Origin of the sequence: Kitasatospora sp. NPDC090308 (assembly GCF_044769485.1) — a bacterium.
In the GTDB taxonomy this organism is placed as follows: Bacteria; Actinomycetota; Actinomycetes; order Streptomycetales; family Streptomycetaceae; genus Kitasatospora; species Kitasatospora fiedleri.
Window position 1 is genome coordinate 14,451 of the sequence record NZ_JBIVXY010000022.1, and the last position, 25,844, is coordinate 40,294.

Sequence of the window (25,844 nt, forward strand, 5' to 3'; positions counted from 1 at the left end):
CGGCGCCAAGTTACCGGCCGGTGTGAGTTTGCTCCCGTTGCCGTTCCCCGGCCCGCACCGGCCGGTACGGTGAGCGCATGTCGATCGTCCGCAGGCTGCTCGGACCCGTCCGCGAGAGGTCGCGCCGGGCGGCCGGGCGCGCCGTGCACCGCGGCTGGCGCTGGGCGCAGGAGGCGGGCGCGGTCAGCAACCGCAACCCCGGGCCGTACCGGTTCGGCGAGCTCGGCGACGGCACCAAGCTCGCCTTCCCGCTCGGCACCGTCTTCAACGAGCGCTGGATCACCATCGGCCCGTTCGCCATCATCGGCGAACGCGTCACCCTGTCGGCAGGGTTCCTGCCCGGGCTCGACCTCGGCCCCGAGCCGATCGTCCGGATCGGCGGCGGCTGCGTGATCGGCCGCGGCAGCCACATCGTCGGCCACCAGCGGATCGAGCTCGGCGACGACGTGTGGACCGGCCCCGGCGTCTACATCACCGACCAGGCCCACGAGTACCGCGACACCGAGCTGCCGATCGGCAAGCAGTGGCCCCGCAACGCGCCCGTCTCGATCGGCGCCGGCTCCTGGATCGGCACCGGCGCGGTGATCCTCCCCGGCGCCCGGATCGGCCGCAACGTGGTGGTCGCCGCCAACTCCGTGGTGGCCGGCGAAGTCCCCGACTACGCCGTGGTGGCCGGCGCCCCCGCCCGCCAGGTCCGCACCTGGAGCCCCGAACAGGGCTGGCAGCCCCCCATCCGCCACGAGCCCCCCCGCCCCGTCCCCGACGGCGTCACCGCCGAACAGCTCCGCGCCCTGGTCGGCTGGGACCTGCGCCTCCCCGGCGAACAGCCGGCCCCCGAGTAGCGCCGCCGTCGGCGGCGGCCCGGACGGCGACGCGTCGGAGCGGACCGGCACCGGGCGGCCCGGAACCGTCGGCCCGGAACTCCGGCCCGCGCGGATCGCGCACCTGCGCCCGCGACCCCGCCGGACCTCGCGGTGCCGCGCCCCCGCCCGCGCTGCGGTGGCTGGATCCGGCGGGTGGCCGACTCGCGGACCCGGGCGTGCGGGGAGTCGACGGCCCGGCCGGTCCGCCACGGACGGCGGGACGGCGGGACGGCGGCCCGGGCGCGTGGGGGCGTCCGGGCCGCCGTCGTCGTGTTCCGGTGCTCTCCGCGGTGCGGCCGGAGGGGGTGATTGGCCGTCAGGCGGCGCGGTGGCGGCGGACGGTGAGGGCGAGCAGGCCGGCCAGGGCGGAGCTGGCGGCGACGGTGAGGAGGGCGGCGGGCAGCGAGAGGGCGTCGGCGAGGAAGCCGATCACCGGGGGGCCGATCAGCATGCCCGCGTAGCCCAGCGTGGAGGCGGTGGCCACGCCCTGCGGGCCGGCGGTCGCGCCGGCCCGGGCGATCGCCAGCGGGAAGACGTTGGCCAGGCCGAGGCCGACCAGGACGAAGCCGGTCAGCGCCAGCGGGACGGACGGCGCCAGGGCGGCGGTCGTCATGCCCGCGCAGGCGGCCAGGCCGCCCAGCAGCATCACCCTGGTCTGGCCGAGCCGTTCGGAGAGCCAGGTGCCGGAGAGCCGGCCCGCCGTCATGGCGAAGGCGAAGGCGGCGTAACCGGCGGCGGCCGTCGCGGTGCTGGCGTGCACGTCGTCGGTCAGGTGCAGGGTGGCCCAGTCGGCGAGGGCCCCCTCGCCGTACGCGGTGCACAGCGCGGTCAGGCCGAGCAGGACGACCAGCAGCCGGGCGTGCCCGGACAGTCCGGCGGGCGCGGCGGCGGCGGGCGCGGCGCTCTCGTCCGGGGCGGGGCGGACGGCGGCCGGGGCGCGCAGCAGGGCGGTGCCGGCCAGTGCGACCACGGCCAGGCCGAGCGCGCCGGAGGCGGCCAGCGCCCAGGAGGCGCTGATCCGGCCCGCGAGCAGGCCGCCGACCGCGGCGCCGAGCAGGCCGCCGAGGCTGTAGCCCGCGTGGAAGCTGGGCATGACGGGCCGTCGGAGTTCGGCGACCAGGTCGACCGCGGCGCTGTTCATCGCCACGTTGGCCGCGCCGTAGCCCGCGCCGAACAGCAGCAGCACCGCGCCGAGCGCGAGCACCGAGTGGGTGTGCGCGGGCAGCGCCACCGCGAGCGAGAAGACGGTGACCGCGGCGACGGTGACCCGGCGCGAGCCGTACCGCAGGCACAGCCGTCCGACCAGGGCCATGGTGGCGACCGCGCCGGCCGAGATGCACAGCAGGGCCAGGCCCAGCGCGCTGTGCGAGGCGGAGACCTGGGCGCGGACGTCCGGGATCCGGACCACCCAGGCGGCGAACAGGAAGCCGTCGACGGTGAAGAAGGCGGTGAGGGCGAGGCGTGCCGCCGACCAGGAGGAGCGTCGGCCGGACGGGGAGGTGGGGGAGGCGGGACGGGCTTCTGTTTTGTTTAGTAGCGGCACAAAGTCAGAATAGGGGAGTGCCGCACACACCTTCAAGCCCGAATCCCAGCCAGAATCCGAGCCCGAGCCCGAGCCCGGCCCGGCGGCCCGCGCCCGACCGCGGCCGCACCCTGCTCGGACCGGCCCTGCGCCTGATCCACACCGGACAGGCCCCCACCCGCTCCGCGCTCACCGGCGCCCTGGACGTCACCCGCGCCACCGCCGGCGCCGTCACCGGCGAACTGGAGGCGCTCGGCCTGATCACCGTCGACTCCCGCCCGGCCGGCGGCGGCCGGGGCCGCCCCTCGCACCGCCTCGCCCCGGCCGACCCCGGACCGGCCGTCCTCGCCGCCCAACTGCACGCCGACGGGATCTCCGCCACCCTGGCCGGACTCGGCGGACGGCTCCTCGACCCCGTCCACCTGCCGCTGCCCGCCGACACCTCGCCCGCCGCGCTGCTCGGCACCGTCGCCGAGGCCGGCGCCCGGCTCGCCCGCGACAGCCGCCGCCGGGTCCTGGGCTTCGCGCTCGCCCTGCCCAACCCCGTCACCGAACCCGACGGCACCGCCCTCGCCGCCCTGCACTTCGGCTGGCCCTCCGGCACCCCCGCCGCCGCGCTCTTCGCCGAACGGGTCGCCCGCACCGACCTCGGTCCGCGCGCCCGCACCGCGCTGCCCACCGCCGTCGCCAACGACGCCAACCTCGCCGCCCTCGCCGAACACCGGCACGGCGCCGGCCGCGGCGCCCGCCACCTGCTGCTGGTCACCTCCGGCCACCGCGGCGTCGGCGGCGCCCTGGTCATCGACGGCCGCCTGCACACCGGCAGTTCCGGCCTCGCCCTGGAGGTCGGCCACGTCACCGTCGACCCGCTCGGCCGCCCCTGCGCCTGCGGCAACCGCGGCTGCCTCAACGCCGAGACCGACACCGGCGCGCTGTTCGCCGCCGCGGACCGCCACCCCGACCCGGACCGCCCGCTGCTCCCGCAGGCCCGCGCGCTGGCCCACGACCCGACCGCCGCCGACGCCCTCGAACACGTCGTCGACCGGCTCGGCCTCGGCCTCGCCGGGCTGGTCAACATCCTCAACCCCGACCGGATCGTGCTCAGCGGCCTGCACCTCGACCTGCTCGCCGCCGCTCCCGACCGGCTCGCCGCGGTGGTCGCCGAACGCTGCCTGTGGGGCCGCAGCGGACGCATCCCGATCGTCCCCGCCCAGGTCGTCCACGCCGGGCTGGTCGGCGCGGCCGAACTCGCCTGGGAGCCCTACCTGGACGACCCGCAGGCCGTCGCCGCGCCCTGAACCGCCCGGAGCGGAGAACGGGAACCGCCCGGAACGCGAGCGGGGAGCGGGGCCGGAGAGCGGAACGGCGCGGGCCGACGTCCCGTCACCCGCGCCGTCCGGCGGCCCCGCGGAGCCGCCGCGCCGACTGCCCGCCTGCCGGTCTGCCTGCCTACTTGTCTACTTGCCTACTTGCCGAAGCGGAGCTTCCAGGGGGCCACCGCGGACTCCAGCTGCACGCCCAGGCTCATCTTCGACATGCCCTCGACCCGCTCCTCGAAGCGGATCGGCACCTCGGCGATCCGCATGCCCTGCCGGACCACCCGGTGGTTCATCTCGACCTGGAACGAGTAGCCGTTCGAGCGCACCGAGTCCAGGTCGACCCGGCGCAGCGCCTCGGCCTCCCACGCCTTGAAGCCGGCCGTGGCGTCCTTCACCTTCAGCTGGAGGATCGCGTTGACGTAGAAGTTCGCCCAGGCCGACAGCGCCTTGCGATGCCACGGCCACTCCGAGGCGGTCGAGCCGCCCGGCACGTAGCGCGAGCCCAGCACCACCGAGGCGTCCGTCCCCGTCAGCTTCTCCACCATCGCCGGGACGGCGGTGTGCGGGTGCGACAGGTCGGCGTCCATCTGCACCACGATGTCGGCGCCGTCCTCCAGCGCCCGCGACATGCCCGCGATGTAGGCCCGGCCCAGGCCGTCCTTCTCGGTCCGGTGCAGCACCGAGACGCTGCCGCCCGACTCGGCCGCCAGCTTGTCCGCGACCTCGCCGGTCCCGTCCGGGGAGTTGTCGTCGACGACCAGCACGTGCAGGTTCTCCATGCCGAGGTCGGCCAGCCGACCGACCAGGACCGGCAGGTTCTCCCGTTCGTTGTAGGTCGGAACAACCACAACTACCTTCGGGTGGACCTCAGCCATGTTCTTCTTTCCTCGATGCCGTGCGAGCGGGATGCGGCAGTCTAGCGTTCCCGTCCGAACGCCCGTCCCCCCGGGCCGTTCCGGCCCCGGCACCGGCCCCGGCGGGGCCCCGGGAATCACCGGCCCCGGCCGTCCCGTTCAGCAGGCATGACCCCCACCGCACCGGGCCACCGTCCCGAACCGCTGCACTACGCCGCCTTCACCGCCGACCCGGCCGGCGGCAACCCCGCCGGGGTGGTGCTGGACGCGGCCCCGTTCACCGACGAGGAGCAACTCGCCCTCGCCGCCCGCCTCGGCTACTCCGAGACCGCCTTCCTCACCGCCGACCCCGACCGGCCGCGGGGCTACGCCGTCCGCTACTTCAGCCCGCTGGCCGAAGTCCCGTTCTGCGGCCACGCGACCATCGCCGCCGCGGTCGCCCTCGGCGAACGGCACGGCCCCGGCGAGTTCCTGTTCACCACCCAGGCCGGGCCGGTGCCGGTCACCGTCACGGGGAGCGCCGCGGACGGCTACCGGGCCACCCTGACCAGCGTCCCCGCGACGGTCGAGGACGCGGCGGAGGACGACGTCGCCGAGGCGCTGGCCGCGCTGCGCTGGCGGGCGGAGGAGCTGGACCACCGGCTCCCGCCGCGGATCGCCTACGCCGGTGCGCGCCACCTGGTGCTCGCCGCGGCCACCCGGGCCCGGCTCGCCGACCTCGACTACGACTTCGACGCGCTCGCCGCGCTGATGCGGCGGCTCGACCTGACCACCCTCCAGCTGGTCTGGGAGCAGGACGCCGCCACCTACCACGTCCGCGACCCGTTCCCGGTGGGCGGCGTGGTCGAGGACCCGGCCACCGGCGCCGCCGCGGCGGCCTTCGGCGGCTACCTGCGCGAGCTGCGCGGCCTCACCGCCGCCCGCCTCACCCTCCACCAGGGCGAGGACCTCGGCCGCCCGGGCGTGCTCACCGTGGACCTGGTCGAGGGCGACGGCCGGGTCCGGGTCACCGGGCGGGCGGTGCCCATGTAGCGGGCGCCCGACGCCCCACCGGCCCCGGCCTCCCCGCTCGTTGACGCGCGTTGCCACGCGTTGCCATAAGGGGAAGCTGGGGCTTCGGTAATCGTCACTTATCGTAGTCGACTGTTACACTGGGTGGGGAATTCGGGGGTCCGGGCCGGGGTACCCGGCACCGGAGCCCCGGCGGGCGGCGAGGAGAGCGTGCGATGAGCGACCACACCCAGGACGTGGACCGGACCGACCCCGAGTACCGGGCCTGGCTCAAGGAAGCCGTCCGCCGCGTCCAGGCCGACGCCAACCGCTCCGCCGACACCCACCTGCTGCGCTTCCCGCTGCCCGCCGAGTGGGGCATCGACCTGTACCTCAAGGACGAGTCCACCCACCCCACCGGCAGCCTCAAGCACCGGCTGGCCCGTTCGCTGTTCCTGTACGGCCTGTGCAACGGCTGGATCCGGCCCGGCGCGCCGGTCATCGAGGCGTCCAGCGGCTCCACCGCCGTCTCCGAGGCGTACTTCGCCCAGCTCATCGGCGTCCCCTTCGTCGCCGTGATGGCCCGCGGCACCAGCCGCGCCAAGATCGAACTGATCGAGTTCCACGGCGGCCGGTGTCACCTGGTCGACAACGCGGGCCAGGTCTACGCCGCCGCGGCCGAACTCGCCGCCGAGACCGGCGGCCACTACATGGACCAGTTCACCTACGCCGAGCGGGCCACCGACTGGCGCGGCAACAACAACATCGCCGAGTCCGTGTTCGCCCAGCTCCGCCTCGAACCCCACCCCGAACCGGCCTGGATCGTCGCCACCGCCGGCACCGGCGGCACCTCCGCGACCATCGCCCGCTACGTCCGCTACATGCAGTACGACACCCGGATCTGCGTCGCCGACCCGGAGAACTCCTGCTTCTTCGAGGGCTGGGTCCACCACGACCCCGAGGCGCACTGCCCCACCGGCTCCCGGATCGAGGGCATCGGCCGCCCCCGGATGGAGCCCTCCTTCGTGCCCGGCGCGATCGACCGGATGATGAAGGTCCCCGACGCGGCCTCGATCGCCGCCGTCCACCTGCTGGCCGACGTCCTCGGCAAGAAGGCCGGCGCCTCCACCGGCACCGGCCTGTGGAGCGCGCTGCGGATCGTCGCCGAGATGCGCGCCGAGGGCCGCACCGGCAGCGTCGTCACCCTGATCTGCGACCCGGGCGACCGCTACCTCGACAAGTACTACTCGGACGGGTGGCTGGCCGCCGAGCACCTCGACCCCCGGCCGCACCGCGCCGCCCTGGAGGGGTTCCTCGCGGGCGGCGACTGGGCCGAGGGCTGAGGGCCGGGGGCCGGAAGCAGGGGGCCGGAGGCAGGGGGCCGGAGGCAGGGGATCGAGGGCCGGGGGCCGAGGGGGCGTCAGGCCGGTTCGCCGGTGCGGCCCGCGGTGGCGGCGCCCGGGGTCACTGGACCCTGGGCAGCACGAACGGCATCTCCTGGCCCGGCTGCACGGTGACGTTCTCCCCGACGTGCCGGGTGATCTGCCCGCCGGAGTAGGTCTTGCCCAGCACGGGGAAGGAGATCGGCTCGTGGCCGGCCCGCAGCGTGGCCAGCGGGGCGTGGGTCTGCTCCAGCCAGTTGATCAGCTTGAGCCCGAGGCTGTGCGCGACCGCCTTCTGCTCGCCCGCCAGGTCGTGCGTCTCGCCGAGGTCGTTCACCAGGTCGTACAGGGCGGCCGAGTGGGTCTCGTAGTCGAAGACCAGCTTCCAGCGGCCCGAGCGGATCACCGACTGCGGGCGCTGGTCGCGGCCGTTCTCGGCGAGGTAGCCGGGCAGGTGCCAGTAGAGGGCGTCGCGGTCGACCGTCGCCGCCGGGTCGGCGAACAGCCGGCTGAGGTCCTTCCCGTCCAGGGGCTGCCCGGCGGGGAGGGCGGCGCCGGCCAGCGCGGCGAAGGTCGGGTAGTAGTCGATGGTGTCCACCGGGGTCGAGTCGACCCGGCCGCCCCGCACCAGTGCGGGGTTGGCCGACCAGGCGATGAGCGGGACCCGCAGGCCGCCCTCGTGCAGCTCGCCCTTCTGCCCGCGCAGCGGGCCGTTGTCGGTGTAGGTGCCCAGGCCGCCGTTGTCGGAGGCGAAGACGACGACGGTGTTGTCGGCCAGCGCGTGGCCGGGGTTGCGCGGGTCCGGGGTGGTCTCCAGGTGGTCGACCACCCGGGCGACGCCCTGGTCGAGCCCCTCGGTCAGGGCCGCGTAGGCCGCGTTCGAGATTCCGGTGCCGGGCTTCTTCTGCCGGTACTTGGCCAGCAGGTCGGCGCGGGCCTGCCCGGCGCTGACCGGGTTGTGCACGGCGTAGGAGCCCATGAACGCGAAGAAGGGCGCGTCCTTGTGCCGGTCGACGAAGTCGATGGTGGCGTCCGTCACCGCGTCGGTGACGTGCTTGTCGGTGCCGACCAGGGCGTTGACGGCCGCCGGGTCCTCGCCGCGGGCGTACGGCTTGATGTTCGCGTCCACGTACTGCTGGGTGTAGGGGGCCCCGAAGGCGTCCAGCCCCGGCCCGATCTCCGACGCGAACACCCCGCCCTTGGCGTGGTAGGCCCCGGGCTGGCCGGCGGAGGAGCCGCCGATGTTCTCGTCGAAGCCGTGCACCGAGGTGATGTCGGAGTCGTGCTCGGCGACGTGGAACTTCCCCACGTACCCGGTGGTGTAGCCGGCCCCCCGCAGCGTCTCGCCGACGGTGGTCACCCGCCCGGGCAGGTCGGGCGCGCCGTCGGGCAGGCCCTGGGCGGGGCCGACCAGCAGGGTCTCGCTGCCGCCCCGGTTGAGGTCGTCCACCTGGTAGATGTTGTTGTCCGGCCGGGTCGGGTAGAGGCCGGTGAGCAGTTCGGCCCGGCTCGGCGCGCAGTTCTGCGAGGCGTACGCGTTGTCGAAGGCCACGCCCTGCTGGGCGAGCCGGGCCACGGCCGGGGTCTCGATGTAGTCGTTCGGGTGGCCGGCGGTGGTCAGCGGGGTGCTGACGTCGGCCCAGCCGAGGTCGTCGGCCAGGATCAGCACGATGTTCGGTTTCGCCGGTGCGGCGGAGGCGGTGGAGGCGGCGGGCCGGGCGGGTTGGGCCGTGGCCGGGGCCGCGAGGACGGAGAGGGTGAGCGCGGCCGGGAGCGCGAGCGCGCCGAGGGCCTTGCGGCGGGTGCCGGTCATGGGGTCACGGGGTCCTTCCGGAGGGTGGGGTGCCCGCGTCGGTGCGGGTGTCCGGGCCGACGCGGGTCGTGCGGGTCGTGCGGGTCAGCGCGGGGCGTCCGCGTCGTTGGCGCAGCGGAAGCCGATGTTGGCGGCGGCGGATTCGGGGGTGTTGCCGGAGCGGGCCGCGACCCGGTAGCGGTAGCAGTACGAGTCGTGGCACAGGTACGAGCCGCCCCGCATCACCCGGGCCCCGGCGGGGCCGCTCAGCGGTCCGCGCGGGTCGTGCACGGGCGGTCCGCCCGCGCGGGCGGCGTAGGTGTCGGCGGCGAAGGCGTCGGCGCACCACTCCCAGACGTTGCCGACCGGGTTCCACAGCCCGTAGCCGTTGGGCCGGTACGACCTGGCGGGGGCGGTGGCCAGGTAGCCGTCCTCGGCGGTGTTGCGGGACGGGAAGTCGCCCTGCCAGATGTTGCACAGCCAGCGCCCGCGCGGGGTGAGGTCGTCGCCCCAGGGGAACCGGTTGCCCACCCGGCCGCCGCGGGCGGCGAACTCCCACTCGGCCTCGGTGGGCAGCCGCTTGCCCGCCCAGGCGCAGTACGCCTGGGCGTCGTGCCAACTCACCTGCACCACCGGGTGGTTCTGGAGTTCGCCGATGGAGGAGAGCGGTCCGTAGGGGTGGCGCCAGCAGGCGCCCCGGACGACCAGCCACCACGGCGTGCCGGTGGCTCGGCCGAGCACGTCCGCCGGGCGGGCCTGGACGGTGAGGTGGAAGACGGCGGACACGCCGAGCCGCTCCGCCTCGGTCACGTAGCCGGTGGCCTTGACGAACGCGGCGAACGCGGCGTTGGTGACCGTGGTGGCGTCGAGGTGGAAGGGGTCCAGGCGCACCTCGTGCACGGGCCCCTCGCCGTCCTGCGGGTAGCCCTCGCCGAAGGCGTCGCCCATCGCGAACGTGCCGCCCGGCAGCAGGAGTTGGCCCCGGGTCCGGCGCGCCTCGGGTGCCGGGCGGAAGGGGGCGGGCGGGGGCGGCGCGAGGGTCGGCAGCGGCAGCGGCCCGCCGTCGCACGACGCGGCCCCGGCGGACGGGGAGCAGCAGTGCACGTCAGCCCCCGGCGACCGCGTCGGCGAGCAACTGCTCGGCCTGGCCGACCAGGTCCGGGTGGGCGGTGGCCACGTCGCTCCGCTCGCCGATGTCGGCGAACACGTCGTAGAGCTCGACCGGCCCGCCCGCCGGGCGCACCCCCTTCCACCGGCCGAAGCGCACCGCCTCCGCCCCGTCCTCGGCCCGCCAGTACAGCGGCGGCCGGGCGGGCTGCCCGGGGCCGGTCAGCGCGCGCCGGAACGACACCCCGTCCAGGCCGGGCGGCGTGGCGCCGCCGCCGAACTCGGCCAGCGTGGGCAGGAAGTCCCACACGGCCACCCGGTCGCGCAGCACCGTGCCGGGCTTCGGCGTGCTCGCGGTCCGCAGGGACGCGGGGAGCCGGACGATCAGCGGGACCCGGACCCCGCCCTCGTACACCGAGAACTTGATGCCGCGCAGCGGGCCGTTGCTGTCGAAGAACTCCGGGTCGTGCGGCAGCGTGCTGCCCACGTGCTCGAAGTGGGCCCCGGCGGCGTGCGGCCCGTTGTCGCTGACGAAGACGACCAGGGTGTCGTCGGCGAGGCCGCGCTGGGCCAGCCGGTCCAGCACCGTGCCGATCCGGGTGTCGGTGTAGGTGATCTGGGCGGCGTGGTTGCGCTCGCCCTGCGGCCACGGCTCGGCGGAGTACGGCGCGTCGTCGGGGATCTCGTTGGGGGCGTGCGGGGTGTTGTAGTTCAGGCTGAGGAAGAACGGCCCGTCCTGGTGGCGGTCGATGAAGTCCAGTGCCTCCCGGGTGAAGAGGTCGACGGCGTACGTGACGTCGGCGCCCTCGTTCTCGGGGTGGTCGACCCGCTCGCCGTTGCGCCACAGGTAGGTCGGCCAGTAGTCCTGGGCGTGCACCTGGTCGATGTAGCCGAAGAAGTGGTCGAAGCCCTGCCGGTTGGGGTGGCTGGGGCTGTCCCCGGTGTCGGGCCCGAGGCCCCACTTGCCGATCAGGCCGGTGGCGTAGCCGGCCGCGTGCAGCACCTCGCCCACGGTCACGTCCTCGGCGGCCAGCCCCCGGGCGGCGTCCGCGTTGGACTTCACCCGCGAGTGGCCGGTGTGCCGGCCGGTCAGCAGCGAGGCCCGGGTCGGCGCGCAGGAGGGGTTCGCGTACGCCTGGGTGAACCGCACCCCCTCGGCGGCGAGGCGGTCGACCACCGGCGTCCTGATCACCCGCTGGCCGTAGCAGCCGAGTTCGTTCCACCCGAGGTCGTCGAGCACGATCAGCAGGATGTTCGGCCGCCGGCCGCCCGCGGTCGGTGCGGTGGCGGTCGGTGCGGTGGCGGTCGGTGCGGTGGCGGCGGCCGGGGCGGCGGTGGCGCCGGGAGCGGTGGCCAGGCCGGCCAGCGCGGTCGCGACGGCACCGGCGAGGAGGGCGCGGCGGGACGGGCCGGTGGTCGACCGGCCGGAGGGGTTCCGTGAGGGCATGGGGAGACGACACCACGTATGCGATATCCGAATCAACGGATTCCGGTAGATGGCAACGTAGCAGACATGTGGGGTAACACCCGGCGGCCCGCCGCCCCGGCTCCGGGCGTCCGGCGGGGTGCGGCCCGCGTGCCAGCGCCGTGCCAGCGCGGTGCCAAGGGCCCCCGGGAGGGTGGGGGAATCGGCACGGATGTCCTGGAGGGCGTGATGGTGGAAGCGGTTGGTTCGGCCCGGCGGTGGTGGGCGCTGGGGGCGTTGGTGGTGACCGTGCTGGTGATCGGGCTGGACGGGACGATCGTCAACGTGGCGCTGCCGACGCTGGCCCGGGACCTGGGGGCGGACAGCACGGAGCTGCTCTGGATCGGCGGCGGCTACCTGCTGACGTTCAGCGTGGCGATGCTGCCGGTCGGACGGATCGGGGACCGGCTCGGGCACAAGCGGGTGCTGACCGCGGGCGTCGGCCTGTTCGGCGCGGCCTCGCTGGCGGGGGCCTTCACCGGGTCCGCCGGCGGGGTGATCGCGGTGCGGACGGCGATGGGCCTCGGTGCGGCGATGATCATGCCGATCTCGATGGCGCTGCTGTCGCGGATCTTCCCCAAGGAGGAGGTCCCCCGGGCCATCGCGGTCTGGACGGCCGCCGCCGCGCTGGGCATGCCCGCCGGGCCGGTGATCGGCGGCTGGCTGCTCGACCACTTCTGGTGGGGCTCGGTGTTCCTGTTCAACGTCCCGGTGGTGGCGGTCGCGCTGCTGGCGGGCACCCTGCTGCTGCCCGGCGACGGCCCGCGGGACCGGACCCGCACGGCGCCGTTCGACGGGCTCGGCACCGCACTGGGCACGGTCGGCCTCACCGCGCTGGTCTACGGGACGATCCTGGTCCCGACCGACGGCTGGACCGACCCGTCGGTGCTGGGCGCGCTGGGCGCGGCGGCGGTGCTGCTGGCGCTGTTCGTGCGGCAGCAGCGCCGGGCCGCCGAACCGCTGGTCGACCCGGCGCTGTTCGCCGACCGCCGGTTCTCCTGGGGCACGCTGACGGCCGTGTTCGGCAACTTCACGGTGATGGGCATCCTGTTCGTGGTGCCGCAGTACCTGGAGACCGTCCAGGGGTACGACGCGTTCGGCACCGGCCTGCGGGTGCTGCCGCTGATCGGCGGGCTGATGGTGTCCGCCGCGCTGAGCGAGGGACTGGTGCCGCGGATCGGCGCCCGGGTGGTCGCCCCGGCCGGGCTGGCGGCGCTGGCGGTGGGCGTGTTCCTCGGCGCGGGCGCCGGGCCGGACAGCGGGTACGGGTCCACCGCGCTCTGGCTGGCGGTGGTCGGCGTCGGCTTCGGCCTGGTCGTCGTGCCGTCCACCAGCATCGTGATGGCCTCCCTCCCGGAGGCGAGGACCGGCGTCGGCACCAGCCTACTGGAGACGCTCCAGCAGGTCGGCGGCGTACTCGGAGTCGCGGGCCTCGGCAGCCTGCTGAGCGCCGGCTACCTGGCCCGGATCGACGTGGACGCCCTGCCGGGACCCGCCGCCGCCACCGCCCGGGACTCGGTCGCGGGCGCCGACGCGGTCGCCGCACGCCTGCACGACCCCGCCCTGTCGGCCTCCGCGCACGGCGCCTTCGTCCACGGCATGAGCGGGGTCCTGACCGCCTGCGGCGCGGTCGCCCTGCTGGCCGCGGTCCTCGCCGCGCTGTTCCTCCCCGGCCGGACCGCGGCACCGCTGCCGGACACCACCGCCGACGAGACGGCGCCCGCCGCGGTGTAGACCGCGCGCCGGGGGGCGGGAGCCCTGCGACGCGAGTGCGCCGTCCCTCCGGAGCGCGTGCCCGGCCGGGCGGGCGGGGCCTAGCCGCGCAGCTCCGGGGGCTGGTGGCGGCCGTGGGCGTACGCGGCGGCGAAGGCGGTGGGGCCGAGGGCGCGGGTGGCGGCTTCGGTGGCCCGGGTGGCGTCGGGGCTGCGGGTGGGGCGGTACCCGTGCAGGGTGTGGGCGGCGCCCAGGAGCGCGGCGGCGTGCCGGTGTTCGCCGCGGGCGGCGGCGAGTGCGGCCAGGCCCTCGGCGAGGACGGCCCGGGTGCGGCGGTGCGGGTCCTGGCCGAGGGCGGCCAGGGCTTCGGCGTGCCGGCGGGCGGCCTCGGCCAGGTCGTGCTGCTGTTCGGCGAGGCAGCCGAGCCGGCTGTGCACCAGGGCCGCCGCCCGGCGCAGTTCGGCGCGGCCGGTCCGGGCGTCGAGCGACTCCAGGGCGTGCAGCAGCGGTGCGCGGGCCGCGGCCGGGTCGCCGGAGCGGCGGGCGAGGTCGCTGAGGGCGAGCAGTCCGGCGGCGGCGTTCGCGTGCTCGCCGAGGCGTTCGGCGATGCCGACGGCCCGTTCGAGGTCCTGCCGCCCGCGCACCGGGTCGCCCGCCTCGGCCCGGGCCCGGCCCAACTGGACCAGCACCGGGGCGCAGTGGTCCGCTCCGGCCGCCGCGCCCGTCCGGTACGCCTCCTCGCCGAGCCGGACGGCCGCCGGGCCGTCGCCGCGGATCAGGGCCAGTTCGAGCAGCCCGCCGATCGCCGCGTTGCGGCCCCACCGGTCGCCGATCCGCTCGAACGCCCGGCTGCCGCAATCGAGGTGTTCGGCGGCCGGCTCCAACCGGCCCTCGTCCAGGGCGAGGTGGCCGAGCCCCAGGTGGGCCGCCGCCCGGACCCACGGGTCGGCGTGGCCGAGCAGTTCGCGCAGGCCGCGCAGGCCGGCCGGCCGGTCGTCCAGCAGCAGCGCGCAGCCGGGCCGGAGCAGGTGCAGCACCGGGTGGGCCGGCCGGTCCGGGACGGTCGCCAGGACCGTCGCCACGGCCTGCCGGACCGCCGCCGGACCGGGCTCCTCCGGGCCGCCCACGGTGCCCACCAGGACGGCGACGGTGGTGCACAGCGCGTGGGCGTCGGCCAGGCCCGGCGGGACCCGCCCGCCGACCAGTTCGCGGACGGCGAGCGCCCAGCCGCCGGCCTCGCCCGCGCGGTCGCCGGTGATCCAGAACCAGACCAGCGCGCCCGCCAGCCGCAGCGCGCCCGCCGCGTCGCCGGCCGCGACCAGGTGGCCGAGCGCGGCGTGCAGGTTGTCCCGCTCCGCGTCCAGCCGCGCCGACCAGCGCACCTGCCCCGGGCCGCGCAGCTCCGGTTCGGCCCGCTCGGCCAGCGCCAGGAAGCAGGCGGCGTGCGCGTCCGCCGTGCGGGCCGCCGCGCCGGACTCCGCCGACTTCTCGGCGGCGTACGCCCGGACGGTCTCCAGCAGCTGGTAGCGGACCTCGCCGCCCGCGCCGTCCCCCACCGCCCGCACCAGCGACTTGTCGATCAGCGCGGCGATCACCCCGACCACGTCGGCCCCCGGCGCCAGCGGCCCGCAGACCCGCTCGGCGTGCTCCGGCGTCGCCCCGCCCGCGAACACCGACAGCCCCGCCAGCACCGCGCGTTCGGCGTCCTCCAGCAGCTCCCAGCTCCAGTCGACCACCGCCCGCAGCGTCCGGTGCCGGGGCAGCGCCGCCCGGTCGCCGCCGGCCAGCAGCCGGAAGCGGTCGTCGAGCCGGTCCGCGACCTGCCGCAGCGTCAGCGACCTGGTCCGGGCCGCCGCCAGCTCGATCGCCAGCGGGATGCCGTCCAGCGCCCGGCAGATGTCCACCACCAGCGGCGCGCAGTCCGCGTCGACCCGGAAGCCCGGCCGGACCGCGGCCGCCCGGTCCGCGAACAGCCGCACGGCGGGGGAGCCGAGCACCGCGTCCGGGCCGTCCGCGGCCTCCGGGGTGAGCGGTGGCAGCGGCAGCGAGGGCACCGGGCACAGCGACTCGCCGGTCAGCCCGAGCGGCTCCCGGCTGGTGGCCAGCACCCGGACGTGCGGGGCCCGGGACAGCAGCCCGGCCGCCAACTCGGCCGCCCCGTCCAGCAGGTGCTCGCAGTTGTCCAGCACCAGCAGCAGCCGGCGGTGCTCCAGGGCCGCCGCCAGGCGCTCGACCGGCGGCGGCAGCACGCCCAGCGGCTCGCCCACCCGCAGCACGTCCGGGACGCCGACCGCCAGCAGCGCGGCCTGCGCCACCTCGGCGGACGAACCCACCGGCGCCAGCGGCACCAGCCACACCCCGTCCGGGTACCGGTCCGCGAGCTCCGCCGCGACCTCCACCGCCAGCCGGGTCTTGCCCGCCCCGCCGGGCCCGGTCAGCGTCACCAGCCTTGCCGCGCCGAGCAGTTCGCGCACCGCCGCCCGTTCCTGCTCGCGGCCGACGAAACTGGTCAGCGCCAGCGGCAGGTTGGAGCGGCGCGGCCCCGGCCCGGCGGCGGGCGCGGGCACGGGCGCGGAGACGGGCTCGCCGCGCAGCAGCGCGAGGTGGAGCGCGGCCAGGTCGGCGGACGGGTCCACGCCGAGCTGCTCGGCCAGCGCGCGCCTGGTCCGCTCGTACCGCTCCAGCGCGGCCGCCCGCCGACCGGAGGCCGCCAGGGCGCGCATCAGCAGGCCGTGCAGCCGCTCCCGGAGCGGGTGCGCGGCGGCCAGCCCCTCCAACTCGGCCACCAGGCCCCGGTGCAGGCCGAGCGCCAACTCGGCCTCCACCCGGTCCTCGACGGCCGCCAGCCGCAGCTCCTCCCAGCGCCGCGCCGCGCCGTCCGCGAACTCCGCACCGGCGAACTCCGCCAGCGCCGGACCGCGCCACAGCCCCAGCGCCCGCCGCAGCACCACCAGCCGCTCCGCCGGGGCGGCCAGCGCGCGGGCCACCCCCAGCAGCCGCTCGAACTCCACCGCGTCGACCTCGCCCGGCCCCGCGCCCAGCCGGTAGCCGCCCGCCACCGCCACCACCACGTCCCGCCCGCCCAGGGCCCGCAGCCGCGACACCAGCGTCTGCAACGCGTTGCCCGGCGCGGCGGGAGGCGCACCGCCCCAGAGGTCCTCCACCAGCCGTTCGGACGGCACGGCCCGGCCCGCGTCCACCACCAGCCGCACCAGCAGCCCCCGCAGCCGCGCCCCCGCGACCTCCGACCCCCGGACCTCCAACGGGCCCAGCACACCGATCCGCACCCGGGACCACCCCCGCCGGCCAGTGTGCCAGCCCCCGCCCGCGACCGTTCACCGGGGCGCGGGCCGCCGCCGGGGCCCCGCGCTCAGCGGCCGACGCGGGACCAGTCCAGGTCGCCGGCGCGGTCCAACTCGCTCAGCAGCACGCCCTGGAGGCGGTCCCAGACGCCGGTGTCCTGCCACTCGCGCAGGCGGCGCCAGCAGGTCATCCCGGAGCCGAAGCCCAGCTCCTGCGGCAGCCACTCCCACTGGATGCCGGTGTGCAGCACGAACAGGATGCCCTGGAGGCACCCCCGGTCGCCCAGCGACGGCCGTCCCGCCCCCGTCCGCCGCCGCACCGGCAGCAGCGGCTCCACCTCGTCCCACAGCTCGTCCGGCACCAGCCACGGCGGTCGCTTTCCCACGCCGGGCTCAACGAGCCGGCCGGCGATCGGACATGGGAGGAGCGGAAGAGCGGGGCGGGACGGCGGCGGTCAGCCCGGCAGGTCGGCCGGGACCAGGAGCTGGAGGTCCTCGGTGGTGGGGGAGGGGAGGTGGGCGACCCGGGAGGCGTGGCGTTCGACCATGGTCTCGAAGACCTGGCGGGCGGTGCGGCCGTTGCCGAAGCCGGTGCTGCGGTCGATGGCGGTGAAGTGGCGGAGCAGGGCGGTCTCGGTGGCGTCGGCGAGCCGGTACTCGTGCTCGGCGGCCTGGGCGCGGGCGATGTCGAGGAGCTCGTCGGCGGTGTAGTCGGGGAAGGTGACGGTGCGGGAGAAGCGCGAGGAGAGGCCGGGGTTTGCGGACAGGAAGCGCTCCATCTCCGCGGTGTACCCGGCCACGATCACCACGACCGCGTCGCGGTGGTCCTCCATCAGCTTGACCAGGGTGTCGATCGCCTCCCGGCCGAAGTCCCGGCCGCCGTCCTCCGGGGCCAGCGCGTACGCCTCGTCGATGAACAGGACGCCGCCGCGGGCCCTGTCGAAGGCGGCGGCGGTGCGGATCGCGGTGGAGCCGATGTGCTCGCCGACCAGGTCGAGCCGGGCGACCTCGACCAGGTGGCCGCGCTGCAGGACCCCGAGGGAGGCCAGGATCTCGCCGTAGAGCCGGGCGACGGTGGTCTTGCCGGTGCCGGGGGAGCCGGTGAAGACCAGGTGGCGGCGCGGCGAGGGGGCCTTGAGCCCGGCCCGCTGGCGGGCCCGGCCGACCGAGATCAGGTCGATCAGGGTGCGCACCTCCTGCTTGACCGTGGCGAGGCCGACCAGGGCGTCGAGTTCGGCCAGCGCCACGTCCGCCGGGCGGCAGTCCGGGATCGGCCCGATCACGGCGGTGGCGGCGGCGGTGGCGGAGGTCTGCACCAGGGTGGCCAGCGGCGGGGCGGCCGGCCCGGGCACCGCCCCGACGGGCAGGGCGGGCAGGCCGGGTCCGGCGGCCAGGGCGGCCGGGGCCGGGGACCCGAGCGGCGCCGCGTCGTCCGAGGTGCAGCCCTCGGCGACCGGCCCCGGCTCGGAGAACTCGAACCCGGCCCGGGCGTTGCGCTCGGCCCGGCAGCGGATCAGCCGGGTCCGGCAGCCGTCGATCACGTGGAAGCCGAAGCCGCCCTGCGAGACCCGTACGGTGTCGAACTCGCCCCGGCCCTGCGCCGACACGTACACCCCGGCCTCGCTCGCGCCGCGCACGGTGCACTCGCGCAGCACCGGGTCGGCGCCCTTGGTGACGATCACGCCGGTCGCGACGTCGGAGATCTCGCAGTCGGTCAGCAGGCCGCCGGAGCCGTGGTCGCGGAACCACAGGCCGGTGCCCGCGCCCTGGATCCGGCAGCCCGACAGGTTCGCGCTGGCACCGCCGCTGACCGAGACGGCGGAGGAGCGGATTCCGCTGAACGAGCAGTCCCGGGCGGTCGCGGACGAGCCCTGGTCGAGCACGAACAGGGCGTCCGGGAGGTCGTCCAGGGCGCAGTCGGCGAGCTCCACGGCCGCGCCGTCGCTCACCCACAGCGCCGGGTAGTCGCCCTGCGCGGAGTGGAAGCGGCAGCCCTCGGCGACCACCCTGGTGCCGCCGTCCCAGACCGAGAGCGCGCCCCGGCCGAAGCCGTGCACGGTGACCTGGCGCAGCGTCAGCTTCGCGCCGCCGCGCAGGTCCGCCGCGTTCTCCGGCACCTCGTGCACCCGGCAGGAGGAGAGTTCCAGCTCGGCGCCGGTGTCCAGGCTCAGGCCGTTGCCGGAGACCCGGTGCACCGTGCAGTCGGTCAGCCGCCCCACCGCCTGCGCCTCGGCCTGCACGCCCGAGCCGCGCACCTCCGCGATCTCGCAGCCGATCAGCTCCGCCAGCGTCCCCGGGTCGGCCAGCAGGACGCCCGCCCCGCCGGCCCGCCGGACCTTGACCCGCTCGGCGCGCAGCCGGGAGCCGGCCAGCACCGCCAGGCCGCTCTGCCCGGCCGCGGTGACCTCGCAGTCCAGCAGTTCGGCCCGGGACCGGGCGCGCAGCCGCACCCCGAGGCCGGTCGGGTTCTCCACCACGCAGTCCACCAGCCGGGCGTCGGTGCCGTCGTCCAGCTCCACGCCCACCGCGGCGGCGGCCTCCACCCGGCACTCGGCCAGCACCGCGCCGTCCGCGCCCGCCAGCAGCACCGCCGGGGCGGAGCGGTCGGAGCCCTCCACCACCAGGCCGCGGACGGTGGCCGCGGCCGTCACGGTCAGCGCGGTGCCGCCGCGCACCGCGCTCTCCGGCGGGGAGATCCGCACGCTGCCCGGCCCGTCCTCGGCCACCAGCGTCACCGCCCGGTCGACCAGCACCGCCTCGCGGAACGTCCCGGCGCGGAGCGTCAGGGTGTCGCCGGGCTCGGCGGCCTCCAGGGCCTCGCGGAGGGTGGCGTACTCCCCGCTGCGCCGGCGCCAACGCGAGGCGCTGTCCTGCGTGACCCGGACCCTGAGCTCACCCATGACGATCTGTCATCCCCGCCTTCGTCGGTCGCGTCGGTTGCGTCGGGACGCTGCGCGATCACCCCACCGTAGCGCGCGGGGCGTTCCCGGCGGACCGCCGTCCGGGTCCGGCGCCCGGTTCAACGACCGAGGCCGGGGGTGGTTCCGGGTGCACGCGGCTGACGGCGCGGGCGGGCGGCCCCGCGGCGGCGCGTCGGCGCCGGTCGGCGCCGGTCAGCGGCGGTCAGCGGCGGTCCGGCAGCGGCGCCGGGGCCTCCTCCAGCACCTCCACCCGGTCGCCGACCGCCAGCGTCCCCAGCACCTCGGCGGGCGCGGCGGGGCGGACCGGGACCAGGTTCTGGCCGAACACCAGCTTCTGGCCGAAGCGGTGGTGGCGGCCCAGCGCCCGCAGCGGCTCGGGGCCGCGCCGCTCGCCGGTCTCCTGGTCGGTGGTGGTCACCACGCAGCGCCCGCACGGCTTCGCCACCCGGAACTCCAGCCCGCCGACCCGGATCCGCCGCCAGCCGTCCTCGGCCCACGGCGCGGTGCCGGACACCACCAGGTTGGGGCGGAAGCGCTCCATCGGCAGCGCCGCGCCCTTGCGCGGGTCGTCGGGGTGGTCGGCGGCGATCCGGGCGTTCAGCTCGTCGAGCGAGGCGGTGGTGGTGAGCAGCAGCGGGAAGCCGTCGGCCATCGAGACGGTCTCGTCCGGGTCGGCGTACTCCGGGTTGATCGGGCGGCTGGTGGCCGGGCGGTCCAGGTGGACCAGCCGGACCTCGCCGAGCTTGGCGGGCAGCCGTTCGGCCAGCCAGGCGGAGGTGTCCTTGCCGGCCTCGGCGGCGGAGAAGCGGGTGCCGAAGACGCTGACGTCGGCCTCGGGGGCGCCGGCGGCGAGGCTGGGCGCGGGCAGGGTGTGGACGTCGCCGTCCGGGCCGGTCAGGGTGAGCGACGCGCCGTCGGCGGACGGGGCGGGGCGGAACTGCCCGATCGCGGGCTCGTCGCGCTGGGTGAGGGCGGTGCCGTCGGCGTCGACCAGCATCCAGCGGCGGTCCCCGGCCAGGCCCCAGGGCTGCACCGCGGCGGACGGCGGGCTGAGCCGGTACATCGACTTGACGGGGTACAGGTGCAGGGCGGCGAGACGGGGCATGGCGCCCATCCTGCCAGGCGGGCGGGGGCCGCGGCAGGCGGGTACGACGGTTCCCCGGGCCCCTGGCGGGGCACGGGGAACCGTGGCGGTGCGGGTCCGCCCCGGTGGGGTGCGCGGGCGGACGGGTGGGGGAGAAAACGCTCCGTTGCGTGGTGACCTCGCCCCCCGGAGGGGTTCTCAGCCTGCCTGCGGGTACTGCCGGTACTGCGGGTACTGCTGCGGGGCGGCCGCCGGGCGCAGGGTGTTGCCGCCGAAGGACTGGTCGCCGAACGACTGCTGCTGCGGGGCGGGCTGGGCGCCGAACTGCTGGGAGTTGAAGGTCGGCGTGAAGCTCTGCGGGGCCGCGGCGAAGCCGCCGGGGGCCTGCGGGGCCGGGTAGCCCTGCCCGGGCTGCGGGTAGGCCGGGGCGGCCGGGCGCTGGCCGAAGCCCTGCGGGGCGCTCGCGTAGCCGGGCTGCGGGGGCTGCGGGGCGTGGGCGTAGCCGGGCTGGGCCGGGATGTACGGCGCCGGGGCCGGGGTGCTGCTCGGGCCGGGGCCGAGGGCGAGACGGGCCGGGGGCAGGGCGGGCAGGTTCGACTGGGAGGAGTCGGGACCGGTGCCGAAACCGCTGCCGTAGGCGGAGGACCAGGACGCGGCCGGGAGGGCCGGGGGCACGTTGATGGGTGCGATCTGCGGGATGCCGCGCTCTGCGACCAGGCTGTCGTAGATGGGCGTGCCGGAGGAGAAGGACGGAGGGGGGTAGCCGACTCCGTCGTAGGAGCGGGGCGAGGTCATGGGGCATACCGTAAGCCCACAACGTGCCTGCTGAGGAGAGCGGAACGGCCTGGAGTTCAACTGTTTACAGACTCTTCGCTCGCCCGAATCGGGCAATGCCGTACAGAGTCGGGCGAATGGGCGTCCGGTTTCGGTCATCCGGGGTCCACCGGCCGTGCACCCCGCGCTCATCCGGGCCCGTCCGGGGGTGGACAAAAGCCACCGATCCGGTCAGCCGAAAGGCTGCGCCAAGGTTCCGTTAAGGCGCGGTGAGGCACGGGGGCCCGGACCGCCGCCGGGAAGCGGTCCGGCCCGGACGGCGGGAGCCGTCCGGGCCGGGGGTCGTGCGGAAAGGGCGCTCAGCGGGCGGTCGCGCTCGCGACGGCCTGGGCGGGGAAGCCCGGGCGGCCGGCCAGTTCGGTGGTGCAGTGGGCGCACCGGGTCGCGGCGGCCGGGACGGTGCTGAGGCACTCGGGGCAGTCGGCCTTGGCCACCGGGGTGTCCTTGACCGGGTTGAAACGGTTCTGCAGCCTGCCGACGGGCACCACCACGGCGAAGTAGATCACCGCGGCGACCAGCACGAAGCTGATCAGCGCCTGGAGGAACGCGCCGTACGGGAAGGTGACGCCGGCGACGTCGAACGTCTCCTTGCTGAAGTCGCCGACCGCGCCGGAGGCGATGCCGATCAGCGGGGTCAGGAAGGCTGCGACGAAACCGGTGACGACGGCGGTGAAGGCGGCGCCGATGACGATGCCGACCGCGAGGTCGACCACGTTGCCGCGCAGCAGGAAGCTGCGGAATCCCTTGAACATGGCGGCCATCCTGGCGCGTCAACCTCCCCCCGGTCCAACCGAGTTCACCTGATCCGACCAATGCCCGAACCGCCTTGCGAGAGTCGATCGGACGGGCCCGGCGGTCGGGCCCGGCGGACCGCCTCGGCCGCGCGCCCGGACCGGCTCAGCCGCGCGCCGCGCCCGCCGCCAGCTCGGCCGCGAAGGGCTGGACGCGCACCACCGCGTCGGCGACCCGGCGGACCGTCGCGGCGTCCATGTGCGACCACAGCGGGACGGTCAGCACCGAGGCGGCCAGCCGGTCGGTGCGGGGCAGGCCGTCCGCCTGGCCGAGGTGGGCGTACGCGCGCTGCCGGTGCACCGGCGGGAAGAAGTAGCGGCGGGTGTCGATGCCCTCGGCCCGCAGCGCGTCGGCGAGTTGGCGGTTGTCGAGGCCGAAGGCGTCCGGGTCCAGGATCAGCGTGAGGTCCTTGAAGGTGGAGGTGTCGCCCTCCTCCGGCAGGGCCAGCCGCAGGCCCGGCAGTCCCGCGGTGGCGCGGGCGAACTCGGCGACCAGCGCGCCCCGGTGGGCGACCCGCTCGGGCAGGCCCGCCAGCCAGGTCAGGCCCACCGCGGCGTGCAGCTCGCTCATCCGGGCGTTCAGGCCGGGGAACAGGGTGTCGTAGTCGCCGGGGTTGCCGTAGTCGCGGGCGGTGCGCAGGGTCCGGGCGAGCGCGGCGTCCCGGGTGGCGACCAGGCCGCCCTCGCCGGCCACCGCGACCTTGGTCGGGCTCATCGAGAACACCTCGGCCAGGCCGAAGCCGCCCACCGGCACGCCGCGCCGCTTCGAGCCCAGGCCGTGCGCGGCGTCGTACACCAGCGGCAGCCCGGCCGCGTCGGCGACCCGCTGCAACTCCTCGGTCTGGCACGGCGTTCCGTACACGTGGGTGGCCATCAGCGCGGCGGGCGCGTCGGCGGCCTTCAGCCGGGCCTCGGCGTCGGCCGGGTCCAGGGTGATGTCCTCCTCCCGGGCCTCGGCGAACAGCGGGGTGCCGCCGGCCCAGTGCGCGGCGTGCGCGGTCGCCGAGAAGGTGAAGCCCGGCATCAGCACCGGCCGCCGCCCGTCCACCCCCGCGGCCTGGAGCACCAGCATCAGGCCGGCCGTGCAGTTGGAGACCGCCACCACGTGCGGCACCTGCATCAACTCGGCCGCCCGCTCCTCCAGTTCGCGCACCAGCGGGCCGTTGGTGAGCATCCCGGAGTCGAGCACCCCGGCGAGCCGCCCGAGCAGCGCCTCCCGGTCGGGCACCCGGACCCGGGTCAGCGGCAGGCCGTCGGGGAAGGCGGGCGCGCCGCCGAGGGCGGCGGGGCGGTTCTGGTCGGTCGTCATGAGGTCGAGCCCCCCTGGGTTCGGGACGGATCCGGCGCGCCGACGGCGGCCGGGGGTTCGGGGCCCGGGCGGGCGGCGCCCCACTGGCCGGGCTGGGCGCGCCAGAGCGGCGGCCGGCGGCGGCGCACCGGCCCGGCGGCGGCCGGCCGGGGGATCGCCAGCAGCACCAGGACCAGCGGCAGCACCTGCACCCGTTCGCGGGACAGGATGCCCATGTTGTTGATGGTCGAGAACGCCCAGCAGAACAGCAGCGCGTACACCACGGTGAAGGCCACGTAGGAGCGCTGGACGAACAGCCGCGGGATGCGGGCCAGTTGCGGCCAGGCCCGGATGAACATCACCAGCAGCGCGAAGCACTCCACCGACTGGATCAGGTTCTGCACGTTCGACGCCTCGAACGGGAACGGCCGGAACAGCACGCTGACCACCGACATCGGCAGCTTGAGCGGGTTGAGGCTGAACGCGGGCGCCGGCTCGTCCGCGGTCGCCGCGTTGATCACCGAGTCGCCCTGCGAGGTGCGCCGCGAGGTCTCCGACAGCACCTGGTTGACGGCGTCCCCGCCGGTGCCGTTGGTGCCGAAGAAGGTCGACACCTGCTGGAGCATCAGCATCACGCCCACCGCCAGCACCGCCGCCGTCAGCACCGTGCGCAGCGGCCCCAGCGCCGACACCTGCCGCGGCCGCTTGCGCAGCAGGTACGCCACGCTCAGGCCGGCCCCCGCCAGCACCGTCACGTGCGGGCGCACCATCGCGGTGCCCAGCGAGCCCAGCGCGATGCAGGCGAACGCCCCGAACCGCCGGTCCAGCAGCCGGGCCACCCCGTACGTGGTCAGGCCCAGGCAGAACATCATCCAGGCGTCCTTGCCGATGCTGGACGGCCAGAACAGCAGCGAGGGCAGGAAGAACACCAGCTTCGCGTAGCGCCGGGAGTCGGCCTCCGGGAAGGCGATCTGCAGCGCCCGCCAGAAGAACAGCAGCCCCCAGAAGCCGATCCAGGAGAACACCAGGAAGCCGCCGACCAGGGTCGGCCCGGTGACCGCGTAGACCACGCCGGTCACGATGATCACGAAGCCGGTGCCCGCGACCTTCATCCCCAGGTCGTAGTGCAGCCCGGCGGAGAGGTCGGCGGTGGTCAGGTACCGGGCCAGCTCGGAGCCCTTCTGGTCGTACATCTTCGCGTCCGCCGCGCCGCCGTACAGCACGAACGCCATCAGGTAGCGCGGGAAGGCGCAGGCCAGCTTCGCCGCCATCGCCACCATCAGCAGCTTGAACACCCCGCGCTCCGGGTTGCCCGCCGCCACCCGGGCCAGCACCGGCGTGCCGACCGCCATCAGCGCGGGCGCCACCAGCAGCGCCCCCCAGGTGTCGTACGTGGTGTGCACCATCGCCAGCACGAAGACCGTGACGTAGCCGAGCACCACCGCCCAGGCCAGCGCCGCCGGCCGGCCGCGCCGCAGCACCGCGCCCAGCCGGGCCGGCGGGCGGGGGCGGCGGCGCGCACGCCGGTGGGCGGGGGCGGCGGCGGACGGGGCCGCCATCAGAAGACCTCCAGGTCGCCGAGGCTGAACCGCCAGTCGGCCAGCGTGCGTTCGGCCGGCAGCGGGCCGGTCGGGGTGCGGGCGGCCAGCACCATGCCGGTGCGCGGCGCCCGCACGCAGCCCGCCCGCAGCCCGGCCGCGGCGGCCTCGGTGCCGGGGGACAGGTGCGTCGCCGCGTGGTCGCAGCCCGCGCCGGCCGCCGCGCGCAGCAGCCGACCGGCGGCGTCCCGGTCGCCCGGGCGGACGATCAGCTCGGACAGCGTGAACTCGGCCAGCGGGCCGCGCCGCCGGGGCCGCCCGAACGCCACCCCGACCAGCTCGCCGCCCCGCTCCACGGTCGCCACCCGGTAGTCCAGGCCCGGCGCCGCCCCGTACCGCCAGGCCAGGTAGCCGGCGGTGCGGACGGTGTGCAGCCGCGGATCGGCCGCGTCCGCCCGGGCCCGCTCGGCCAGCAGCTCCGCCAGCCGGGCGTCCGGGGCCGCCAGCCACCCGGCGGCGGACGGCAGTTCGCAGCGCGGCGGCCCCGCCGGGCCGGGGCGGCGGGCCAGTGCCGACCGGGCGCCCCGGGCGAACGACACCGGCCGGGCCACCCGCAGCGCCACCGGCACCCGGCCCAGCTCCCGCCAGCCCATCCGCAGGTAGCCCGGCAGGCTGTCGCCGTTCGGCGTGTTGAACACCAGCTCGGCCTCGCCGGCGACCTCCGCCAGCAGCTCGGTGGTCAGCCGGCGGAAGATCCCGCGCCCCCGGAAGTCCGGGTGGGTCGCGGTGTCCACCGGGCGCACCGCCCGCACCGTCCGCCCGTCGCCGCCGCGCCACTCCCAGCGCAGGAACAGCCGCACCCCCGCGATCCGCCCGTCCTCCGCGACCGCGACCAGGCCCGGGCTCGCCCCGAACGGGCCGTCCCGGTGCTTCCAGTCGAAGAACTCCGCGCTGCGCCGCCCGGTCGGGCCGCCCGCCAGCGAAGCCGTCAACAGCTCCAGCACCGCCGGCACGTCCCCCGGCTCCAGCCGGCGGTACGTCAGTCCACCACCCACGTCGTGCTCCGCCCCACCCGTCGG

Annotated in this window: 18 protein-coding genes and 1 pseudogene; 5 read left to right on the top strand and 14 right to left on the bottom strand. The window is 76.4% G+C overall.

All coding sequences use genetic code 11. From position 1 onward, the window contains the following. Window positions 1-77: 77 nt before the first annotated feature. Window positions 78-842, top strand: coding sequence for a DapH/DapD/GlmU-related protein (locus ACIQVD_RS31775; protein ID WP_100835456.1), 765 nt, complete (start codon window positions 78-80; stop codon window positions 840-842). Window positions 843-1,179: 337 nt separating this feature from the next. Here the strand turns inward: ACIQVD_RS31775 and ACIQVD_RS31780 are convergent, their stop codons facing one another. After that, window positions 1,180-2,406, bottom strand: a complete 1,227-nt coding sequence (locus ACIQVD_RS31780) for an MFS transporter (RefSeq protein ID WP_402292474.1) — start codon at window positions 2,404-2,406, stop codon at window positions 1,180-1,182. A 17-nt stretch (window positions 2,407-2,423) separates the two neighbouring features. On the opposite strand from ACIQVD_RS31780, the gene ACIQVD_RS31785 reads away from it, so the two are divergent. After that, a complete protein-coding gene (locus ACIQVD_RS31785; protein ID WP_402292475.1) occupies window positions 2,424-3,683 on the top strand; it encodes an ROK family protein in 1,260 nt (419 codons plus the stop codon). A 167-nt stretch (window positions 3,684-3,850) separates the two neighbouring features. On the opposite strand, the gene ACIQVD_RS31790 is transcribed toward ACIQVD_RS31785, so the two are convergent. After that, window positions 3,851-4,579, bottom strand: coding sequence for a polyprenol monophosphomannose synthase (locus tag ACIQVD_RS31790; RefSeq protein WP_400693226.1), 729 nt, complete (start codon window positions 4,577-4,579; stop codon window positions 3,851-3,853). A gap of 147 nt (window positions 4,580-4,726) precedes the next feature. On the opposite strand from ACIQVD_RS31790, the gene ACIQVD_RS31795 reads away from it, so the two are divergent. Together ACIQVD_RS31795 and ACIQVD_RS31800 are read left to right on the top strand one after the other, a co-directional pair. Then, a complete protein-coding gene (locus ACIQVD_RS31795) occupies window positions 4,727-5,590 on the top strand; it encodes a PhzF family phenazine biosynthesis protein (RefSeq protein ID WP_402292476.1) in 864 nt (287 codons plus the stop codon). A 194-nt stretch (window positions 5,591-5,784) separates the two neighbouring features. Continuing rightward, window positions 5,785-6,891, top strand: coding sequence for a PLP-dependent cysteine synthase family protein (locus ACIQVD_RS31800; RefSeq protein WP_402292477.1), 1,107 nt, complete (start codon window positions 5,785-5,787; stop codon window positions 6,889-6,891). A 121-nt stretch (window positions 6,892-7,012) separates the two neighbouring features. Here ACIQVD_RS31800 and ACIQVD_RS31805 read toward each other — a convergent pair whose 3' ends face one another. The 3 genes from ACIQVD_RS31805 to ACIQVD_RS31815 form a co-directional block, all read right to left on the bottom strand. After that, complete coding sequence (locus tag ACIQVD_RS31805; RefSeq protein ID WP_402292478.1) at window positions 7,013-8,743, bottom strand: sulfatase; 1,731 nt, start codon at window positions 8,741-8,743, stop codon at window positions 7,013-7,015. Window positions 8,744-8,827: 84 nt separating this feature from the next. After that, window positions 8,828-9,826 (bottom strand): formylglycine-generating enzyme family protein, encoded by a 999-nt coding sequence (locus ACIQVD_RS31810; RefSeq protein WP_402292479.1) that lies wholly within the window; start codon window positions 9,824-9,826, stop codon window positions 8,828-8,830. Window position 9,827: 1 nt separating this feature from the next. Further along, window positions 9,828-11,276 carry an arylsulfatase gene (locus tag ACIQVD_RS31815; protein WP_402292480.1) on the bottom strand — a complete coding sequence of 483 codons (1,449 nt, stop codon included), beginning with the start codon at window positions 11,274-11,276 and terminating at the stop codon, window positions 9,828-9,830. A 207-nt stretch (window positions 11,277-11,483) separates the two neighbouring features. On the opposite strand from ACIQVD_RS31815, the gene ACIQVD_RS31820 reads away from it, so the two are divergent. Continuing rightward, on the top strand, window positions 11,484-13,028 hold the full coding sequence (locus ACIQVD_RS31820) for an MFS transporter (RefSeq protein ID WP_402292481.1): 1,545 nt from the start codon (window positions 11,484-11,486) through the stop codon (window positions 13,026-13,028). Window positions 13,029-13,108: 80 nt separating this feature from the next. Here the strand turns inward: ACIQVD_RS31820 and ACIQVD_RS31825 are convergent, their stop codons facing one another. The 9 genes and pseudogenes from ACIQVD_RS31825 to ACIQVD_RS31865 form a co-directional block, all read right to left on the bottom strand. Next, on the bottom strand, window positions 13,109-16,294 hold the full coding sequence (locus ACIQVD_RS31825; RefSeq protein ID WP_402292482.1) for a BTAD domain-containing putative transcriptional regulator: 3,186 nt from the start codon (window positions 16,292-16,294) through the stop codon (window positions 13,109-13,111). Window positions 16,295-16,389: 95 nt separating this feature from the next. Beyond that, window positions 16,390-16,695 (bottom strand): annotated as a pseudogene (locus ACIQVD_RS31830) (transposase); the annotation flags it as partial. A gap of 69 nt (window positions 16,696-16,764) precedes the next feature. Further along, window positions 16,765-19,209, bottom strand: coding sequence for a right-handed parallel beta-helix repeat-containing protein (locus ACIQVD_RS31835; protein WP_402292484.1), 2,445 nt, complete (start codon window positions 19,207-19,209; stop codon window positions 16,765-16,767). 223 nt (window positions 19,210-19,432) lie between these two features. Next, complete coding sequence (locus ACIQVD_RS31840; RefSeq protein WP_400693251.1) at window positions 19,433-20,335, bottom strand: MOSC domain-containing protein; 903 nt, start codon at window positions 20,333-20,335, stop codon at window positions 19,433-19,435. A 177-nt stretch (window positions 20,336-20,512) separates the two neighbouring features. After that, on the bottom strand, window positions 20,513-21,109 hold the full coding sequence (locus ACIQVD_RS31845) for a DUF6643 family protein (protein ID WP_400693253.1): 597 nt from the start codon (window positions 21,107-21,109) through the stop codon (window positions 20,513-20,515). 338 nt (window positions 21,110-21,447) lie between these two features. After that, the gene (mscL, locus tag ACIQVD_RS31850; RefSeq protein WP_100835442.1) at window positions 21,448-21,900 is read right to left on the bottom strand and encodes a large conductance mechanosensitive channel protein MscL; all 453 of its coding nucleotides are present in this window, start codon (window positions 21,898-21,900) and stop codon (window positions 21,448-21,450) included. Window positions 21,901-22,045: 145 nt separating this feature from the next. Then, window positions 22,046-23,248 carry a DegT/DnrJ/EryC1/StrS family aminotransferase gene (locus ACIQVD_RS31855; RefSeq protein WP_400693257.1) on the bottom strand — a complete coding sequence of 401 codons (1,203 nt, stop codon included), beginning with the start codon at window positions 23,246-23,248 and terminating at the stop codon, window positions 22,046-22,048. After that, a complete protein-coding gene (locus ACIQVD_RS31860; RefSeq protein WP_400693260.1) occupies window positions 23,245-24,786 on the bottom strand; it encodes a hypothetical protein in 1,542 nt (513 codons plus the stop codon). Before ACIQVD_RS31860 ends, ACIQVD_RS31855 begins: the two co-directional genes overlap by 4 nt. Then, window positions 24,786-25,820 (bottom strand): GNAT family N-acetyltransferase, encoded by a 1,035-nt coding sequence (locus ACIQVD_RS31865; protein ID WP_402292485.1) that lies wholly within the window; start codon window positions 25,818-25,820, stop codon window positions 24,786-24,788. Before ACIQVD_RS31865 ends, ACIQVD_RS31860 begins: the two co-directional genes overlap by 1 nt. Between the last annotated feature and the right edge of the window lie 24 nt (window positions 25,821-25,844).

Coding starts and splice junctions, on each gene's coding strand:
- ACIQVD_RS31775 (WP_100835456.1), top strand. CDS start 78: ATGTCGATCGTCCGCAGGCTGCTCGGACCCGTCCGCGAGAGGTCGCGC.
- ACIQVD_RS31790 (WP_400693226.1), bottom strand. CDS start 4,579: ATGGCTGAGGTCCACCCGAAGGTAGTTGTGGTTGTTCCGACCTACAAC.
- ACIQVD_RS31795 (WP_402292476.1), top strand. CDS start 4,727: ATGACCCCCACCGCACCGGGCCACCGTCCCGAACCGCTGCACTACGCC.
- ACIQVD_RS31800 (WP_402292477.1), top strand. CDS start 5,785: ATGAGCGACCACACCCAGGACGTGGACCGGACCGACCCCGAGTACCGG.
- ACIQVD_RS31805 (WP_402292478.1), bottom strand. CDS start 8,743: ATGACCGGCACCCGCCGCAAGGCCCTCGGCGCGCTCGCGCTCCCGGCC.
- ACIQVD_RS31815 (WP_402292480.1), bottom strand. CDS start 11,276: ATGCCCTCACGGAACCCCTCCGGCCGGTCGACCACCGGCCCGTCCCGC.
- ACIQVD_RS31820 (WP_402292481.1), top strand. CDS start 11,484: ATGGTGGAAGCGGTTGGTTCGGCCCGGCGGTGGTGGGCGCTGGGGGCG.
- ACIQVD_RS31835 (WP_402292484.1), bottom strand. CDS start 19,209: ATGGGTGAGCTCAGGGTCCGGGTCACGCAGGACAGCGCCTCGCGTTGG.
- ACIQVD_RS31840 (WP_400693251.1), bottom strand. CDS start 20,335: ATGCCCCGTCTCGCCGCCCTGCACCTGTACCCCGTCAAGTCGATGTAC.
- ACIQVD_RS31845 (WP_400693253.1), bottom strand. CDS start 21,109: ATGACCTCGCCCCGCTCCTACGACGGAGTCGGCTACCCCCCTCCGTCC.
- mscL (WP_100835442.1), bottom strand. CDS start 21,900: ATGTTCAAGGGATTCCGCAGCTTCCTGCTGCGCGGCAACGTGGTCGAC.
- ACIQVD_RS31855 (WP_400693257.1), bottom strand. CDS start 23,248: ATGACGACCGACCAGAACCGCCCCGCCGCCCTCGGCGGCGCGCCCGCC.
- ACIQVD_RS31860 (WP_400693260.1), bottom strand. CDS start 24,786: ATGGCGGCCCCGTCCGCCGCCGCCCCCGCCCACCGGCGTGCGCGCCGC.